15 protein-coding genes are annotated in these 16,362 nt (G+C 69.7%); 8 read left to right on the top strand and 7 right to left on the bottom strand.

Annotated features, from left to right (window positions below):
* Positions 1-65: 65 nt before the first annotated feature.
* Positions 66-1,703 (bottom strand): TlrC/CarA/OleB/SrmB family ABC-F type ribosomal protection protein, encoded by a 1,638-nt coding sequence (locus FOH10_RS18490; protein ID WP_143981678.1) that lies wholly within the window; start codon positions 1,701-1,703, stop codon positions 66-68.
* 253 nt (positions 1,704-1,956) lie between these two features.
* Here FOH10_RS18490 and FOH10_RS18495 point away from each other — a divergent pair, with 253 nt between their 5' ends.
* The 3 genes from FOH10_RS18495 (at position 1,957) to FOH10_RS18505 (ending at position 4,230) form a co-directional block, all read left to right on the top strand.
* Complete coding sequence (locus tag FOH10_RS18495; RefSeq protein ID WP_143981679.1) at positions 1,957-2,844, top strand: ABC transporter ATP-binding protein; 888 nt, start codon at positions 1,957-1,959, stop codon at positions 2,842-2,844.
* Positions 2,845-2,880: 36 nt separating this feature from the next.
* The gene (locus FOH10_RS18500) at positions 2,881-3,660 is read left to right on the top strand and encodes an ABC transporter permease subunit (RefSeq protein WP_143981680.1); all 780 of its coding nucleotides are present in this window, start codon (positions 2,881-2,883) and stop codon (positions 3,658-3,660) included.
* Between the two features lie 72 nt (positions 3,661-3,732).
* Positions 3,733-4,230 (top strand): GbsR/MarR family transcriptional regulator, encoded by a 498-nt coding sequence (locus FOH10_RS18505; protein WP_143981681.1) that lies wholly within the window; start codon positions 3,733-3,735, stop codon positions 4,228-4,230.
* A gap of 15 nt (positions 4,231-4,245) precedes the next feature.
* On the opposite strand, the gene FOH10_RS18510 is transcribed toward FOH10_RS18505, so the two are convergent.
* The gene (locus tag FOH10_RS18510; RefSeq protein ID WP_143981682.1) at positions 4,246-4,890 is read right to left on the bottom strand and encodes a TetR/AcrR family transcriptional regulator; all 645 of its coding nucleotides are present in this window, start codon (positions 4,888-4,890) and stop codon (positions 4,246-4,248) included.
* 161 nt (positions 4,891-5,051) lie between these two features.
* Here FOH10_RS18510 and FOH10_RS18515 point away from each other — a divergent pair, with 161 nt between their 5' ends.
* The gene (locus tag FOH10_RS18515) at positions 5,052-6,005 is read left to right on the top strand and encodes an oxygenase MpaB family protein (protein ID WP_143981683.1); all 954 of its coding nucleotides are present in this window, start codon (positions 5,052-5,054) and stop codon (positions 6,003-6,005) included.
* Between the two features lie 101 nt (positions 6,006-6,106).
* On the opposite strand, the gene FOH10_RS18520 is transcribed toward FOH10_RS18515, so the two are convergent.
* Both FOH10_RS18520 and zapE read right to left on the bottom strand, forming a co-directional pair.
* The gene (locus tag FOH10_RS18520; protein WP_143981684.1) at positions 6,107-6,913 is read right to left on the bottom strand and encodes a tyrosine-protein phosphatase; all 807 of its coding nucleotides are present in this window, start codon (positions 6,911-6,913) and stop codon (positions 6,107-6,109) included.
* 90 nt (positions 6,914-7,003) lie between these two features.
* The gene (gene zapE / locus FOH10_RS18525) at positions 7,004-8,026 is read right to left on the bottom strand and encodes a cell division protein ZapE (RefSeq protein WP_143981685.1); all 1,023 of its coding nucleotides are present in this window, start codon (positions 8,024-8,026) and stop codon (positions 7,004-7,006) included.
* A gap of 53 nt (positions 8,027-8,079) precedes the next feature.
* On the opposite strand from zapE, the gene FOH10_RS18530 reads away from it, so the two are divergent.
* The 4 genes from FOH10_RS18530 to msrB all read left to right on the top strand — a co-directional run bounded on the left by FOH10_RS18530 (position 8,080) and on the right by msrB (position 12,398).
* On the top strand, positions 8,080-8,835 hold the full coding sequence (locus tag FOH10_RS18530; RefSeq protein WP_308212914.1) for a pyrimidine reductase family protein: 756 nt from the start codon (positions 8,080-8,082) through the stop codon (positions 8,833-8,835).
* A 94-nt stretch (positions 8,836-8,929) separates the two neighbouring features.
* Complete coding sequence (locus FOH10_RS18535; RefSeq protein ID WP_143981687.1) at positions 8,930-10,489, top strand: alpha/beta hydrolase; 1,560 nt, start codon at positions 8,930-8,932, stop codon at positions 10,487-10,489.
* A 145-nt stretch (positions 10,490-10,634) separates the two neighbouring features.
* On the top strand, positions 10,635-11,924 hold the full coding sequence (locus tag FOH10_RS18540) for a glycosyltransferase family 87 protein (protein WP_244961271.1): 1,290 nt from the start codon (positions 10,635-10,637) through the stop codon (positions 11,922-11,924).
* Positions 11,925-11,963: 39 nt separating this feature from the next.
* Complete coding sequence (gene msrB / locus FOH10_RS18545; RefSeq protein ID WP_029924133.1) at positions 11,964-12,398, top strand: peptide-methionine (R)-S-oxide reductase MsrB; 435 nt, start codon at positions 11,964-11,966, stop codon at positions 12,396-12,398.
* A gap of 223 nt (positions 12,399-12,621) precedes the next feature.
* On the opposite strand, the gene hemQ is transcribed toward msrB, so the two are convergent.
* From hemQ to hemE, 3 genes are all read right to left on the bottom strand, one after another.
* Complete coding sequence (gene hemQ, locus FOH10_RS18550; RefSeq protein ID WP_143984181.1) at positions 12,622-13,317, bottom strand: hydrogen peroxide-dependent heme synthase; 696 nt, start codon at positions 13,315-13,317, stop codon at positions 12,622-12,624.
* A gap of 398 nt (positions 13,318-13,715) precedes the next feature.
* Positions 13,716-15,071 carry a protoporphyrinogen oxidase gene (locus FOH10_RS18555; protein ID WP_143981689.1) on the bottom strand — a complete coding sequence of 452 codons (1,356 nt, stop codon included), beginning with the start codon at positions 15,069-15,071 and terminating at the stop codon, positions 13,716-13,718.
* Between the two features lie 192 nt (positions 15,072-15,263).
* Complete coding sequence (hemE, locus tag FOH10_RS18560; protein WP_143981690.1) at positions 15,264-16,331, bottom strand: uroporphyrinogen decarboxylase; 1,068 nt, start codon at positions 16,329-16,331, stop codon at positions 15,264-15,266.
* Between the last annotated feature and the right edge of the window lie 31 nt (positions 16,332-16,362).

The raw sequence follows: 16,362 nt of genomic DNA on the forward strand, positions 1-16,362 counted from the left end.
GTCCGGCAGTGTCGTCGCTCGCAGCGGTCGGCTTCGAGCGGCGGCGCGTCGCGGTCTTCTCCTGGTCAGGCAGCGACCGCCGGGGTATGGACGGCGCCGGAGCGCAGCTCGAGGTGACGGCCGGTGAAGCGGTCGCGCATGCGGCGGTCGTGGGTGACCAAGACGACCGCGCCCGGATAGTCCGTCAACGCCTGTTCCAGATCCTCCACCAGCGCCGGCGAGAGGTGATTGGTGGGCTCGTCCAGCAGCAACAGGTCGGCGGGATCGGTGGCCAGCCGGGCCACTTCGACGCGGCGACGCTGGCCGTAGGAGAGTTCGCCGATGCGCAGTCGCAATTCCGATGGACGGAAAAGCCCCAGGGACAGCAGTGATTCGGCGTGCTCGTCCGGGTGGCCGGGCCGGTTCGCGGCGTAGGCGTCGAGCACCGTCATGCGGGGCGGCCAGGGCGATTCCCGCTGTCGCAGATGGCCGACTCGGGCGGGTACCGTGACCGTGCCCGCATCGGGACGATGTTCGGCGGCAAGCAGTTTCAGCAGTGTGGTCTTTCCCGCGCCATTGGGCCCGGTGATCAGCACCCGCTCGCCCGCCGCGATGCGCAGCTCGTCCACCCGGAGGCGGTCGGCCACGACCACCTCCGACAGCGTCGCGATCGGACCGCCGTCCGCCGCACCGGCCGTCGAGAACGCGGCGGCGAAGCGCAGCGGATCCGGTGGCGGGGCGAGCGGATCGGCGGTCAGCCGGGCCACCCGCTCCTTGGCATTGCGAATGCGGGACATGGCACCGTGCCCGCGCCCGCGCGACCGGAACGGTCCGGCCGCGAAGACCGCGAGCGGCAGCTTGCGCGGAATAGCCTCCAGCCGTGCGACATTCGAGTCGGCCAGGCGCTGATTGCGGGCCAGCTCCCGCTGCCACTGTTCGAATTCGCGCCGCTGACGGCGACGGGCGGCCGCCACGGCCGCCAGGTAGCCGTCGTAGCCGTCGCCATGGCGGCGCACCGCGCCCGCGTCCACCTCGAGCACGATCGAGGTGATGTGCTCCAGGAACACCCGGTCGTGGGTGACCGCGACGACGGTGCCGCGATGGTCGCGCAACCGCTGCTCCAGCCAGGCGATGGCGGCATCGTCCAGATCGTTGGTCGGCTCATCCAGTAGCAGCAGTTCCGGTGCGGCGGCGAGGGTTCCCGCCAGGGCGAGGCGGCGGCGCTCACCACCGGAGAGCGTTCCCAGCGGACGGTCGCGGTCCAGCTCCGGCAGACCGAGACCGTGCAGCGCGGCCGCCACCCGGGCGTCGGCCTGATAACCACCGCGCGCCTCGAACCGGGCCACCAGGTCGGTGTACGCGTCGAGCCGGCGGCCGAGCGGACCGGGCGCGACCATGGCTCGTTCGGCCGCGCGCATCTCGGCCTCCAGCTCCCGCAGCCCGGCCAGGGCCAGATCGATCGCATCGGCCACGGTGGCGCTGTCGGGCAGGTCCAGGACCTGCGCGAGATATCCGACTCCACCCGGAAAGTGCACGGTCACCTCGCCGTTGTCCGGCGATTCGCGCCCGGCCAGCAGCCGCAGCAGCGTCGATTTGCCGCTTCCGTTGTCGCCGACCACGCCGACCTTCTCACCGGGCCGAATGGTAACGCTCACGCGGTCGAGGATGACGCGCTCGTCATAGCGCTTGGTGACGTCGGAGAGCGTGAGTTGGGCAGTGCGCACAGGTATCCCCTGTTCTGGCCGCGAACGGCCGGTTCGAAGTGGTTCGAGTGGGATCGCCGCGGAGCGGAGCTCAACGCGGCCGGGTGATTACAGGAAGAGGAAACCCATGAGGCTCACCAAGATATCGCCGGGCCGAACGGTCGTCAACGCCCAGTTTGCGAACCCCGACCGTTGACATGTTCATAGTGTTCAGTGTTTACTGAACTCACCGCACATGCAGAACATGATGTAGAGCGGCAACCAAGGAGTGAAAATGACCGTCCCCGCCATTCGCGTCGCCGGGCTGATCAAGCACTACGGCAAGCATGTCGCCCTCACCGACCTGACGCTCGATGTCGCACCGGGCGAGGTGTTCGGGTTCCTCGGCCCCAACGGCGCGGGCAAATCCACCACCATCCGCATCTTGCTCGACCTGATCCGACCCACCGCGGGACACGTCGAGATCTTCGGCACCGACCCCCGCGCCGGTGGCGCGGAGCTGCGGCGGCGCATCGGCTACCTGCCCGGCGAACTCGCCCTGGAGGGCCGCAATACCGCGCGCGAGCTGCTGGCGTTCTTCGCCGATCAGCGCGGCACCGTGCCCGCGGGGCGGATCGAGGAGCTGGCCGGACTGCTGGATCTGGACCTGTCCAAGCGGGTGGGCTCGATGAGCAAGGGCAACAAGCAGAAGGTCGGCATCATCGCCGCCTTCATGCACTCCCCCGATCTGCTGATCCTCGACGAGCCCACCTCGGGACTGGATCCGCTGCTGCAGCAACGGTTCCTGGACCTGGTCGGCGAGGCCAAGCGCAACGGGCAGACGGTGTTCATGTCCTCGCACATCCTCAGCGAGGTGCAGCAGACCGCCGATCGCGCCGTCATCATGCGCGCCGGACAGCTGCTCGGCACCGAGAATGTGGAGGAGCTGCGCCGCCGCGCCCCGCGCAGCGTCGAAATGGTCTTCGCCGCCGATGTTTTCGCCGACGACTTCGAGCGACTGCCGGGGGTGCGCGACCTCGAGATCTCCGGCCGCAGCCTGCGCTGCACCACCGAGGGCGAGGTGGACGCGCTGTTCAAGACCGCCGCCAAGTATCCGCTGGTCAGTGTGCTGTCCACCGAACCCGACCTGGAGCAGATGTTCTTCAGCCTGTACGGCCGCTGAACTCTCCACGCACGTTCTCACACAAAGGAATTCGACATGACCCGCTCGGTGTTCACCCAGACCCTCACGGAGCAGCGGCGCGGCCTGATCGGCTGGTCGATCGCGCTGTTCGCGGTGCCGATGATCTACGTGCCCTCCTACTCCACCTTCAAGGAGCAGGGCGCGCTCGACATCGAGGGCGGCGGCTTCTACGACGCCCTCGGCATGGGCGACTTCGGCACGGCCACCGGCTATCTGGAGTCGACCATGTTCGCGCTGATGGGGCCGCTGCTGCTGCTCATCTTCGCGATCACCTTCGCGACCCGCACGGCCGCCCAGGAGGACAGCGGAACCCTGGACCTGCTGTTGGCCCAGCCGATCGGCCGCGCCAACCTGCTGCTGCAGCGGTGCGCGGCGTTCGCGGCGCAGACCGCCGTGGTGGTCACCGTCTTCGGCCTCGCGGTCCTGGCCGGGGCGGCCAGCGCCGACATGGGGATTCCGGCGGGCAATATCCTCGCCGCCGTCGCCGGACTCGGGCTGCTGACCCTGACGGTGGGCGCCATCACGCTGCTCGCCGGAGCCGCCACCGGCCACCGCGGGACCGCGCTCGCGGTCGCGGCGCTGGTCGCGGTGCTCGGATATCTCGCCAACAATCTGGGCGGGATGATCGACGGCGCGCAGTGGCTGCGCCGGCTGTCGCCCTTCTACTACGCGGGCGGTGACTCGCCGCTGGTGAACGGCTGGAACATCGGATATCTCGCAATTCTGGCGGTGCTCGTCGCCATCGCGGTGGGACTGTCGCTGGCCGCCTTCGATCGCCGCGACCTCGCGGTCTGACCCGCCGAACGCGGGGTGGGTTCGGCGAACCCACCCCGCACAGCCGCGTCCTACGGAAGGAATACTCATCCCATGACTAGCGCAGCCGAATCGAACACCGCCCCCACCGACGCCCAGCTGGCCTTCGTGGAGGATTACGCGCTCGTCCTCGAACAGATGGGGCTCGTCCGTATGGTCGGCCGGACCGTCGGCTGGTTGTTGGTCTGCGACCCTCCGGAGCAGACGTTCAATCAGATCACCGAGGCGCTGCAAGCGTCCAAGGGTTCCATCTCCGGCGCGCTCAAGACACTGACGACGATGCGGTGGGTGGACAAGACCAGCAAGCCCGGCGACCGCCGAGACTACTACTACATCCGACCGGGCATCCTGCCCGAGCTGACACGGCAGCAGTCCGGCATCTACGACAGCCTCACGGCCGTCACCGCACGCGGTCTCGCCTTGTTCGACGATCCCGAGGGCGGGGACGCGGCTCGGATACGGGATACCCATGGTTTCTTCGCGTGGATGGGCAAGGAGCTGCCCGCGCTGATCGACCGGTGGGAGGCCGAACACGGCGGCGGCGCACGATGATTCGGCGCGAGCCGCTCACGCCCCGCCGCTGAGCAGACCGACGATGGAGCGTACGAACTCGTCGAGGCGCTCCCTCGGATACTCGGCCGGTTCGCTCACCGCGAGGCGACCCAGCATTTCGGCGATGGTGAGCAGGGAATTGGCGAGCAGTCCGGAATCGATTGCCGCCCAGCGGGAGTCGAGTGCCGCACCCATGCGGATAAGCGCCTCCGCCTGATCGAAGATCCCCGTGCGCGAACTGCGCAGGGCCGCACGGTATTCCTCGGGCGCGCTCCCCGGGGAGGTGAGGATCAGCCGCCAGCGGGTCGGATCCTCCAGCACCACGCCGATGAAGGCGGCCACCGTCGAGGAGGCAGCCAGCACCGGATCCGCACCGACCAGATCGGTGGGCAGGGTGTCGGCGACCTGTTCGAGGCCGCGTTCGCGCTCCCGCTCCAGCAGGGCCGCCACCAGTTCGGCGCGGGTCTTGAAGACCGTGTAGAGCACCGGTTTGGCCACGCCCGCCTGCTGCGCGACGGCCTCCATGCTGAGTTCGTGCAGTTCGGCTCGGCCGAGGACCGCGTAGGCGGCGTCGAGCAGTTGGGCGCGACGTTGCTCGGGAGGCAGGCGCGGCGCGTAGCGGCGGCGCGGGCGGTCGGTCCCGGTGCGGGATTTCGTCACGGCCAGCTCACCTCCATTCGACCATCGTGTCAGTCCCGGCCTGGAATGGGAAAACGATCGACCAGCCAAATGCTACGGCACCGTTGTATTCGTCATCCGCAATTGCTACGGTGGCGTTGTATTCGCCGTCCGGCGCAGCACGCACCGAGGGAGCAGCCCCCATGGCCTTCGATCCGACCACCCTCCGCAGGGACGATTACGGGTTCTTCGGCCCCGATTCGCTGAGCTGGAAGATCTGGACCGCTCCCACCGCGGTCATCGGCTTCCAGCGGGCGGTCGTTCTGGAACACTTCGATCCGTTCCTGACCGCGGCCGTAGCCGACGCCCGGGGCATCTACACCGATCCGCGCAGTCGGCTGGACAACACGTTCTCGTACTTCCTCATCGCGGCCATCGGGGACGGACGCACCGCCATCCAGGCGTCCGAACACCTCATGCGGGTGCACGCGCCCATGACCGGCATCGAACCGATCAGCGGGCAGCGCTACAGCGCCAACAGTCCCGAGACCCAGCTGTGGATCCACATCACCGGCTGGCATTCGGTGCTCAAGGCCTACGAGGTGTACGGTCCCGGCCCGCTCACCCCCGAGGAGGACGAACGGTACTGGGCCGAATGCGCCATCGCGGCCGAACTCCAGACCTGCAAGCCGGAGGACGTCCCGCGCAACCGCGCCGAGGTGCGCGAGTACTACGCGCGGGTGCGCCCGCGGCTGTGCGTCTCCGAGGCCGCCGCCGAGGGAATGCGGCATCTGCTGTGGACATCCCGGAAGAACGGCGCGGGGATCACCTACGCGCTGGGCAGCAGGCTGCTGTCGCTCGCCTCCGCGCCCATCACCCCGCAGTGGATGCGCCGCCTCGGCGGGTACGACTACCCGGTGCTGGTGGATCTGGCCGTCCGTCCCGCCGCGAAGATCCTGGTCTGGCTGTTCGCGCTGTTCAATTCGTTCGGCCTGATCAAGGCCGCCCCGCTCATCGCGCCGATGGCCGGACAGATCCTGGCCCAGCACGTGAAATACGAACCGCCGACCACACCGGAGACCATCACCCCGGCCCGCGCGCGGGAGCTGTACAGCTCGCGCGGAGATCGGATGCGCGCGGTGGCAGACGCCGGTTAGGCACCGGTGACAGCCGCCGGCCCGGGATTCCCGCGTCCGGGCACGGCACCGGGTATCAGGCGAGCGGTTTCGCTTGTCTCAGGCGAGCGGTTTCGCTTGTCTCAGGCGAGCAGTTTCGCCTTCAGAGCCGCGATGTCGGCATCGGTCAGCCGCAGGCCGTCGCGGACGTAGCCGTCGAAGCTGCCGTAGCTCCGGTCGACCTGGTCGAATGCCGCGTCCAGCGCCGCCGGGACCACACCGTTGAGGGCGTCGTTCTCCGCCGCCCCGCGATAGTGGTTCGACAGCAGGTAGTCGTAGGTGACGGTGTCGCGGTCCACGCCGAGAAGGGTGAGCAGCACCGCGGCGGTCCACCCGGTGCGGTCCTTGCCCGCGGTGCAGTGGAACAGCACCGAACCGTCGGCGTGGGCGATATCGCGCAAGACACTCGCGAAGCCCTCGTTCGCGCCGGGGGCGGTGATGAAGGCGCGGTAGAGATCCGCGCCCGCCGACAGCGTGGAGACCAGCACCTGCGGCGGGGCCTGGCCGATGACGTCATCGTGGTTCAGCGTCGCGCCGACCGGCACCCGATCGGGGGCGGCGGCGCGCTCGAAGGAGGTGCGCAGGTCGTCGACGACGGTCAGGCCACGGGCGGTGAGCGCGGCCAGATCGGCGTCGGTGGCCTTGCTCAGATCCCCGCTGCGGAACACCAGACCGGTGCGCACGGTATGCCCGTCCGTGGTGCGGTAGCCGCCCGCGTCACGGGCGTTGGCGACGCCCCGCAACCCGAGGGACCGATCGTCGGTGCTCACCACCACGGCGGTGGTCGCGGCGGACGGATCGGCCGCCGCGGCGGTGCCCGCCGCGCCGACGACGGGGGCGAAACAGAGGGCGGCCGTCACGACGGCCCGGACAGCGCGGTCGCGCACCATGAGTACCTCTTTCCGTCGGCCGGACTCCACGGTCCGGCGATCCCCCGGCAAATTACCGGACGGAAGTATCGCGGCCGGGGCCCGCCCGCCTCAGGACGCGGCCGGGGCCTCGAAACGCGACAGCGCCAGCAGGCGCGAAATGGCGCGCAGGTACTTCTTTCGGTAGCCGCCGTCCAACATCTCCTGGGAGAAGATCCGGTCCAGTTTGGCGCCGGAGACGGTCACCGGGATACCGGCGTCGTAGAGCCGGTCGGCCAGCACCACGATGCGCAGCGCCACCGCCTGATCGGTCACCGTGTGCACACCGGAGATGTAGACCGCCGAGATGCCGTGGATCAGCGCGCCGTACCGCGACGGGTGCAGGGTGCTCAGGTGCTTGCACAGCTGGTCGAACTCGTCGAGGGTGGAATCCGGTGTGGCGGCGGCCTTCTCGGCCAGCAGCTCGGGCGCGGTGGGTTCGGGGGCGGGCGGCAGGTCGCGGTGCCGGTAGTCGGGTCCGTCCACGCGCACGGCCTCGAACAGCGAACCCAGCTTCTTGATCTCGCGCAGGAAGTCCTGGGCGGCGAAGCGGCCCTCGCCCAACTGCCCCGGCAGGGTGTTGGAGGTGGCGGCCACCGAGACACCGCGCGCGGTCAGCTCGGTCAGCAGGCGCGAGACCAGCATGGTGTCGCCCGGATCGTCGAGTTCGAACTCGTCGATGCACAGCACGCTGTTGGCGGCGAGCCGCTCCACGGCGTTGTTGAAGCCGAGCGCGCCGACCAGGTTGGTGACCTCGCCGAAGGTGCCGAAGGACTTCGGAGCGGGCACGCTGTGGAAGATCGAGGCCAGCAGGTGGGTCTTGCCGACACCGAAGCCGCCGTCCAGGTACAGGCCCACGCCCTGCACCGGCTTCTTCTTGCCGAACAGGCCCTTCTTGTCGGCGGCCTTGCGCACCTTGGTGACCTGGGCGGCGAACTCCTCGGCCGTGCGCACGGCGGCGGCCTGGGTCGGCTCCTTGGGATCGGGGATGTAGGAGGCGAAGCTCACCTCGTCGAAGGTGGGCGGCGGCACCATCTGGGCGACGAGCTGATCTGCCGGAACCTCCGGGTGGCGATCGACGAGGCGTTGTTGCACCCGCGTAGCGTACTGACGTGGTGTGATGGACAGTCATGCAGCGTATCCCCAATGTGACCCAGCTCGCAGCCATCGGTGCGGACCACCTGGTTGGGATGTACGCCTATCCGGCGCGACCGGATCGGCCGTGGATACGCGTCAACTTCGTCACCAGCATCGACGGGACGGCCACCCTGGACGGACGATCCGGCGGACTCGCCACCCCCGCCGACAAGAGGGTCTTCCATCTGCTGCGTGACCTCGCCGACGTGGTGCTCGTCGGTGCGGGCACCGCCCGCGCCGAGAACTACGGAGCCGCCCACACCGACGAGCGCCTGCGAATCCGGCTGCACCACCACGGGTTCGGCGGCCACCCGGACGGCGCACCACCCCGCATCGCGGTGGTCACCGCCAGTGCGGCACTCGATCCCACCAGCCGCCTGTTCACCGATACCGGCGCGCATCCGCTCATCCTCACCACCGCCGACGCGCCCGCCGACCGCAAGAAGGCGCTCACCGACGCCGGAGCCGAGATCGTCGAAGCGGGCGAGACCGCCTGCACCGCAGACGGAATCCGCACCGCCCTGGGCGAACGCGGCTTCCGCCGGGTGCTGTGCGAGGGCGGCCCCGCACTGTTCGGCGACCTCATCGAGGCCGAGGCCGTCGACGACCTCTGCCTCACCGTGACACCCCTGCTGGTGGGCGGAACCGGACGGCGGATCGCGTTGTCCCCCAATGCCATGCCGACCCCCATGTGCTGTCGGCACCTGCTGCTCGCGGACGACGGCACCATGCTCACCCGCTGGGAACGCGCCCACCCGCACGGCTGACGCCACCCTCGCGACCTCGTCCCCGGCGTCGGCGGCGCACCGGCCGCCCCACCCATTGCTGAAACCGGCCGCCGGACCTGGCAGGCTGTAGCGCATGCGCTGGACTCGGGCCGCTCTGCTGGCGTCGACACTTTCGATCCTGGTGACCACCGGCTGCGGGGCCGGACCGTCGGACCGCCCCGACGTCGCCGTCGAACGGCCGCGCCAGGCCGGGGAGGTGCAGACCTCCACCGAACCCACCCCGCCCCCGGCTCCCGAGGTGCCGAAAACCGAGCTGGCATGGCGGGATTGCACCGTCCCCACCTTCAATCTGCTGTCACTGGGCACGCCGCCCGCCGGTCTCGTCCTGGAGTGCGCCGAATACACCACGCAGGTGGACGCCACCGGCGGCGTGGGCGGCAACTTCCAGACCGCGGCCCTGCGCGCCCGCTACGACCGCACCCCCGCCGACGCCGCACCGCTGGTGCTGACGTCGGGTTCGGACCGGGCCTCCACCGCCACGCTGGCGGCCTTCGCGGCGGGCGGAGCGGGAGCGCTGCTGAGCGAGCGGCCCGTGGTGGCCGTGGATCGGCGCGGCATCGGCAGCTCCGAACCCATCGACTGCGTGGGCGGCGATATCCGGCAGCGACTGCTCGACCAGGCCCAATTCGGTCCCGGGGCAAGCGATCCGGTGGCGGCGGTGGCCGGGCTGAGCCAGGACGCCACCATCTCCTGCCAGGACTACCTGCAACCCGGACAGGGCACCTTCGACGCCGCGCACGCCGCCGACGACATCGAGCAGTTGCGACGGCAGTGGCAGGTCGAGCACATCGCACTGCTCGGCAGTGGCAGCGGGTCGAATATCGCGCTGGCCTACGCCCGCAAGTACGGCGACCACCTCGCCCGCCTGGTGCTCGACTCACCCGAACCGGTCGACACCGATGCCGTCGGACGGGCCGAACAGCGGGTCAAGGGCGCCGAGGCCGCGCTCACCGCCTTCGCGCAGCGCTGCCGGGCCCTGAACTGCGCCCTGGGTGACGATCCGCGCACCGCCATCGCCGATCTGGTGGCGCGGGCCGAGCGCGGGGAGTTCGGGGAGCTGTCGGCGGCGGCGCTGGTGACCACGCTCAGCGACTTCCTCGGCGATCCGCGCGGACTGCCGAATCCGGTCGTCACCGAATTCGCCGACGCCCTGGCCGCACTCGGCCGCGGCGATCGCGGACCCATCACGCCGCGGGTGCAGCGGGCCGCCGCTGCCATCGCCAACGACGGCGCGTTCGTGAACCGGTGCAGCGACAGCCAGCTGCCCGCCACCCCGGTGCAGGCCCGGGAGCTGATGGGCACCTGGGGCGGCGAATACCCGGTGTTCGGGCGGGTGGCGGCCATCGACCTCATGGTGTGTTCGGCCTGGCCGGTCGCCGCACCGCAGGCCATGCCGGAGAAGTTCGAACTCGACACGCTGGTGCTGGGCGCGAAGGCCGACCCGGTGGTGGGTGATGAGGGACGGCCCACGGTGACCGGGGCGCTGGCCGCGGCGGGGGCGCGCACCTCCACCGTGGAATGGCAGGGGTGGGGGCATCCGGTGGTGTCGCATTCCGGCTGTGCGCAGCGGGCCGTCGTGGACTACCTGCGGCAGGGCACCCTGCCCGAGAACGGCACCGCCTGCCCGGCCTGAGCCCGATCGGTCGGTCGGATGACCGGTAGGCGGGAGTCGCGCCGGTCAGCGCGGCCACGCCGATGCCCCGGGAGATTGTGCGCTATCGCACGCTTTCGGCGGGTCCGCGCACCCATGACGGTACCTTCCGGTGTACCGTGCCCCAGTGTTCCTTCGCCAGCTCGAGCCCCGAACAGCTCGTACCACCGCCGAGGTCCTGAACTTCGCACTGTGGCCCTTCGCGATCCTGACCGTACTGAACCGAGTGTTCATCAAGGCCGTCAACGGATTCATCACCGACGACTTCCGACCGGTCTACAACGCGTCGCTGGCGTTCTTGAACCACCAGCCGATCTACACCGCGAACTTCGGCTCCACCGACCCGCACTACCTGTACCCGCCGAGCGGGACACTGCTCATCGCGCCGCTGGCGATTCTCGATCCGGAGAAGTCGCGCTGGTGCTTCATCCTGCTCAACGCGGTCGCGATTCTGCTCGCCTGGTATCTGCTGCTGCGGCTGTTCAAGTTCACGCTCTCCTCGGTGGCCGCGCCCGCGCTGCTGCTGGCCATGTTCATGTCCGAGACCGTGATCAACACACTGGTTTTCACCAATATCAACGGCTGCATTCTGCTGATCGAAGTGGTGTTCATCCACCTGCTGCTGCAACGGCGGGATCTGTGGGCGGGTGTGGCCATGGGGCTGGCGATCGCGGTGAAGGGGCCGATCCTCGCGCCGCTGCTGCTCGTCGCGGTGGCACGCGGCCAGTGGAAGACGCTCGTCCCGGCGATCAGCGTCCCGGTGGTGCTCAACCTGGCGGCCTGGCCGCTCATCGTGGACTGGATGGATTTCTGGACCCACACCTATCCGTACCTGTCGGAGGCGCGGGACTACTTCAACAGCTCCATCGTCGGCAACGGCATGTACTACGGTGTCGCGGACTGGCTGACCTGGATCATCCGGCTCAGCATCGGCGTACTGGTGCTGCTCTCGCTGTGGCTGCTGTACCGCTACTACCGCCAGGACGAGCTGTTCTTCATCTGCACCAGCTCCGGCGTGCTGCTCACCGCGGTCTTCGTGCTGGGGCCGCTCGGGCAGATGTACTACTCCATGCTGCTGTTCCCGTTCCTCATGACGGTGGTGCTGCGCAATTCGGTGCTGCGGAACTGGCCCGCCTGGCTGGCCATCTTCGGCTTCATGACCTACGACAAGTGGCTGTCGGACCGCTGGCAGAGCGCCGGTCGCACCCTGGAGTACCTGCGCACCACCTTCGGCTGGGGTTTGCTGCTCATCGTGGTGTTCTGTGTCCTGGGTGACCGCTATCTGGCCGCCAGGCGCGAGGGTCGGCTGCGCGTCGGCCTCACCCTCGATCCGCCGTGGATGCATCCGGAGACCGCGGTGACGCGCGAGCGGTTGAACGGGCGGCCTCGCGAGGCCGTCGAAACCGCCAAGCCGTAGGACGCTGCGAGCGCCGAAGCGACGTATTAGCGTGGGGGCATGAGTTCCGATGCTGATACCTCGCTTCCGGCACCGCGCATTCAGCTGACGCCGCAGGAGTGGCGGGCCAAACTCTCCCCCGAGGAGTACCGGGTGCTGCGGGAGGCCGGCACCGAACGGGCCTTCACCGGCGAATACACCGACACCGAGACCGAAGGCGTGTACTCCTGCCGAGCCTGCGGGGCCGAATTGTTCCGCAGCGGCGAGAAATTCCACTCGCACTGCGGCTGGCCGTCATTCTTCGATCCGGCGAACTCCGACGCGGTCATCCTGCGCCCGGACGATTCACTGGGTATGCGCCGGGTCGAGGTGCTGTGCGCCACCTGCCACAGCCATCTGGGGCATGTCTTCGAAGGTGAGGGCTATCCGACGCCCACCGACAAGCGCTACTGCATCAATTCGATCTCGCTGCGGCTGACGCCCACCGAGCGGTAGCGCGGGCAGCGGGGAGGACGACGAACGGACCCACGACACGTCGGTGTCACCGCCCATGTGACACCTCGGTGGTCGCGGTCCGAACGAACAACCAGTCTTCCTGCGGTCGCACCCCTCGGACTCCGCAGACGAACGAGTCGCAGAAACCCTACGGAGAGCGAGGGATTCCCCGCATGCCCCGAATTCCTGGGGCAGTCGGGTGGCTAACGGTTGGCTATCGCGCTCAGGGCAGTGCGTTGACCAGTTGCTCCACCTCGACGCGCGGGCCGGTGAAGAACGGGATCTCCTCGCGGACGTGCAGGCGGGCCTCGGTGGCGCGCAGGTCGCGCATGAGGTCGACGATGCGGTGCAGTTCGGGGGCCTCGAAGGCGAGCAGCCACTCGTAGTCGCCGAGGGCGAAGGAGGCGACGGTGTTGGCGCGTACGTCCGGGTAGCCGCGGGCGGCCTTGCCGTGGTCGGCCAGCATCTTGCGGCGCTCCTCATCGGGGAGCAGGTACCACTCGTAGGAGCGAACGAAGGGGTACACGCAGATGTACTTGCCCGGCTCCTCACCGGCGAGGAAGGCCGGGATGTGGCTCTTGTTGAACTCGGCCGGGCGGTGCAGGGCGGCATTGCTCCACACCGGGGCGCTGGCGCGGCCCAGTTCGGTGGTGCGGCGGAAATCGGCGTAGGCGGCCTGCAACTCCTCGATCTGCTCGGCATGCCACCAGATCATGAAATCGGCGTCGGCGCGCATCCCGGCCACGTCGTAGAGGCCGCGCACCACCACCCCGCGCTCCTCCAGCGAATCGAAGAAGGCCCTCGCCTCCTTGACGATCGCCTCGCGCTCGTCCCCCAGCGCCCCGGGCTCCACCTGGAACACCGAGAACATGAGGTAGCGGATGGTGTCGTTGAGGGCCTTGTAGTCGAGTCGCGCCATACCCCCATCGTGCCATTCGCCCGGATCGTATCGGCACGCCGGGCGCGCTGTTCGGGATAGATGTCGAACACATCCACCACCGGCGAGTTTCAGCGCACACCCGCGCACTTGGCCAGCCGGTCGCACGATGCCACCGCCGTCGCGCCGGATCGGCACCGTGCCGCGAGCACCCGCGGGACAACCCCGCGCGGGCGTGAGGGGCGGCCTCGCACCGGGCACCGAGCACCGAGCACCGAGCACCGAGCACCGAGCACCGAGCACCGAGCACCGAGCCAACGGATACCCGAACCGGGACGGGTGGGAGGATTCGCGCCGCTGCCGACATCACGATCGGAGAGAACGCATGCGCCACGTTCCTGCCCGAGCCGTTCGCCACGCACCCCGTCCACCGAATCGAGCTACCGGACGCTGGCCAGATGGTCCACGATACGGGTGGCGGCAGCGGTGCCGGAAGCCGCGCACGCGGGGACTCCGACACCATCGAGGTAGGCACCCGCCAAGGCCAGGCCGGGAAGGTCGGCGACGGTATCGCGCAGGGCGGCAATGCGTTCGGTGTGGCCGGGGGCGTACTGCGGGAGGCCGCCGGGCCAGCGCTGCACCACCGTCGTGACGGGTCGGACCGGGGTGCCGATGACGGTGGTGAGGTCGTCCACGGCGGCGGCGGTGAGGTCCTCGTCCGACCAGGACAGCGGGGCCGGATCGCCGAAGCGGCCGAAGGAGGCGCGGACCAGCGCCACCTCGCGGGCGGCCAGATGCGGCCATTTGCGGCTGGAGAGCGTGAACGCCTTGGCGCGCAGCGGTTCTCCGGTGGCGACGAGAATTCCGGAGTTGTCCGGCAGCGGGGTGTCGCGCGGCAGGGCCAGCGCCACCACGGCGGAGGAGGCCAGTTCGATGCCACCGGCGAGATCGGCGGCGGCCGGGGCGATCTCGCGCAGCAGGGTGGCCGTGACGGGGGCCGGGGTGGCCAGCACCACGGCGTCCACCGGGCCGATCGGGTCCAGTTGCCAGCGCGCACCGGTGCGGGTGAGACGGGTTGCGGCGGTGTCGGTTTCGACCCGCACGGCGGCGGCGGCGCGCAAGGCGTCCAACAGGACCCGATAGCCGTCGCGAATGCCGCCGAAGACCGGTGTATCCGATTGCGGCGGAAGTGCCTTGCGCACGGCCTCGGTGAGACTGGCGGCTCCGGCGTCCAGCGCCGCCGCGAGGGTCGGCAGGGCCGCGCGCACTCCGATGGTGTCGGCGGTTCCGGCGTACACCCCGCCCAGCAGCGGATCCACGCTGCGCCGCACCACCTGCGCCCCGAAACGCTCCGCCACCAGCGCGCCCACCGCGACATCCGCGCCGCGTTCCCAGCGCAGCGGCCATTCCGGCTCGGCCGCGATCCGCCCCATGGTCTCCGCGTCGACCAGCCCCGCAACCGCTTCCGCCTCGGCGGGAATCCCCATGAGAGTGCGTTCGGGCAGCGGATGCGCGGCCCCGCCCGACCAGATCAGCGGTCGCTTGCCCGCCGGGTGCACCAACTGCTCGGCGATCCCCAATTCCCGCATCAGCGCCGGGATCTCGGGCCGCCGCCCCACGAACGCCTCGGCCCCCAGATCCACCGGCTCCCCCGCGATATCGACGGTCCGCAGAATCCCCCCGACCCGCTCACCCCCCTCCACCAGCACCAGCTCGACCCGCTCCCCCAACGCCCCCCGCAACCGATACGCCGCCACCAACCCGCTGATCCCGCCACCGACCACCGCGACCCGCATCGACCACTCCTCAGCCACTCGGAATCACCGCACCCGACCGCACGAGCGAGGCGACAGCGACACCCCATCCCACCGGCGAGCCACTGCCCTTCGGAACCTACTCCTGCACCGGCTGTGACCCACGCCGCCCCTGGCCACCGACATGACCGTCGTAGCGTCCGAAGCCCGTCGGGTCCTGGTAGCGGCAGCCGGTCAGAGTGGGGTGGGGAGGCTGTGGATGAGTTCCACGGCGGCGGTGATGGCGCCCGGGTCGGTGTCGGGGAGGACGCCGTGGCCGAGGTTGAAGATGTGGCCGGTGGCGCCGAGGGCGATGGCCTGGTCGGCCTCGTGGGCGATGCGGCGGATCTCGGATTCGACGGCCGTGGGTCCGGCGAAGAGGACCGCGGGGTCGAGGTTGCCCTGGAGGGCTTTGCCGGGGCCGATGCGGCGGACGGCGTCGGTCAGCGGGACGCGCCAGTCGACGCCGACCACATCCGCGCCCGCCTCGGCCATCGCGCCCAGCAGTTCGCCGGTGCCGACGCCGAAATGGATTCGGGGGACGCCGTATTCGGCCAGCTCGGCGAAGACGCGCTCGGAATGCGGGAGTACGAACTCGCGGTACTGCGCCAGCGGCAGCGCGCCCGCCCAGGAGTCGAACAGCTGCATGGCGTCCACGCCGGTGTCCAGCTGGGCGCGCAGGAATTCGATGGTGATGTCGGTGAGCACGCCCATGAGCTGATGCCAGGCGTCCGGATCGGCGAGCATCATGGCCTTGGTGCGCTCGTGATGCTTGCTGGGGCCGCCCTCGACCAGGTAGGAGGCCAGCGTGAAGGGGGCGCCGGCGAAACCGATGAGCGGGGTGTCGCCGAGTTCGTCGAGCAGCAGCCGGATACCGGCGGTGACGGCCCCGACCTCCTCGGCGCGCAACCGCGGCAGCGCGCGGATATCGGCGAGGGTGCGTACCGGATTCGCGACCACGGGGCCGACACCGGCCACGATATCCAGGTCGATACCGGCGGCCTTGAGCGGAACCACGATGTCGGAGAACAGGATTGCCGCGTCCACCCGGTGGCGGCGGATGGGCTGCATGGTGATCTCGCACACGAGCTCCGGATTGAAGCAGGATTCCAGCATGCCGATCCCGGCGCGCAGCTCCCGATACTCCGGCAGCGACCGCCCGGCCTGGCGCATGAACCACACCGGACGCCGATGCGGCGTCGCGCCGGTGGCGGCGGCGAGGAACGGGGCATCGGTCAAGCGGCGGCGCGTGTGAGTGCTCATCACCGCTCATCGTAGAGGTGACCGGCGGCGC

The sequence above is a fragment of the Nocardia otitidiscaviarum genome, from assembly GCF_007362295.1.
GTDB lineage: Bacteria > Actinomycetota > Actinomycetes > Mycobacteriales > Mycobacteriaceae > Nocardia > Nocardia otitidiscaviarum.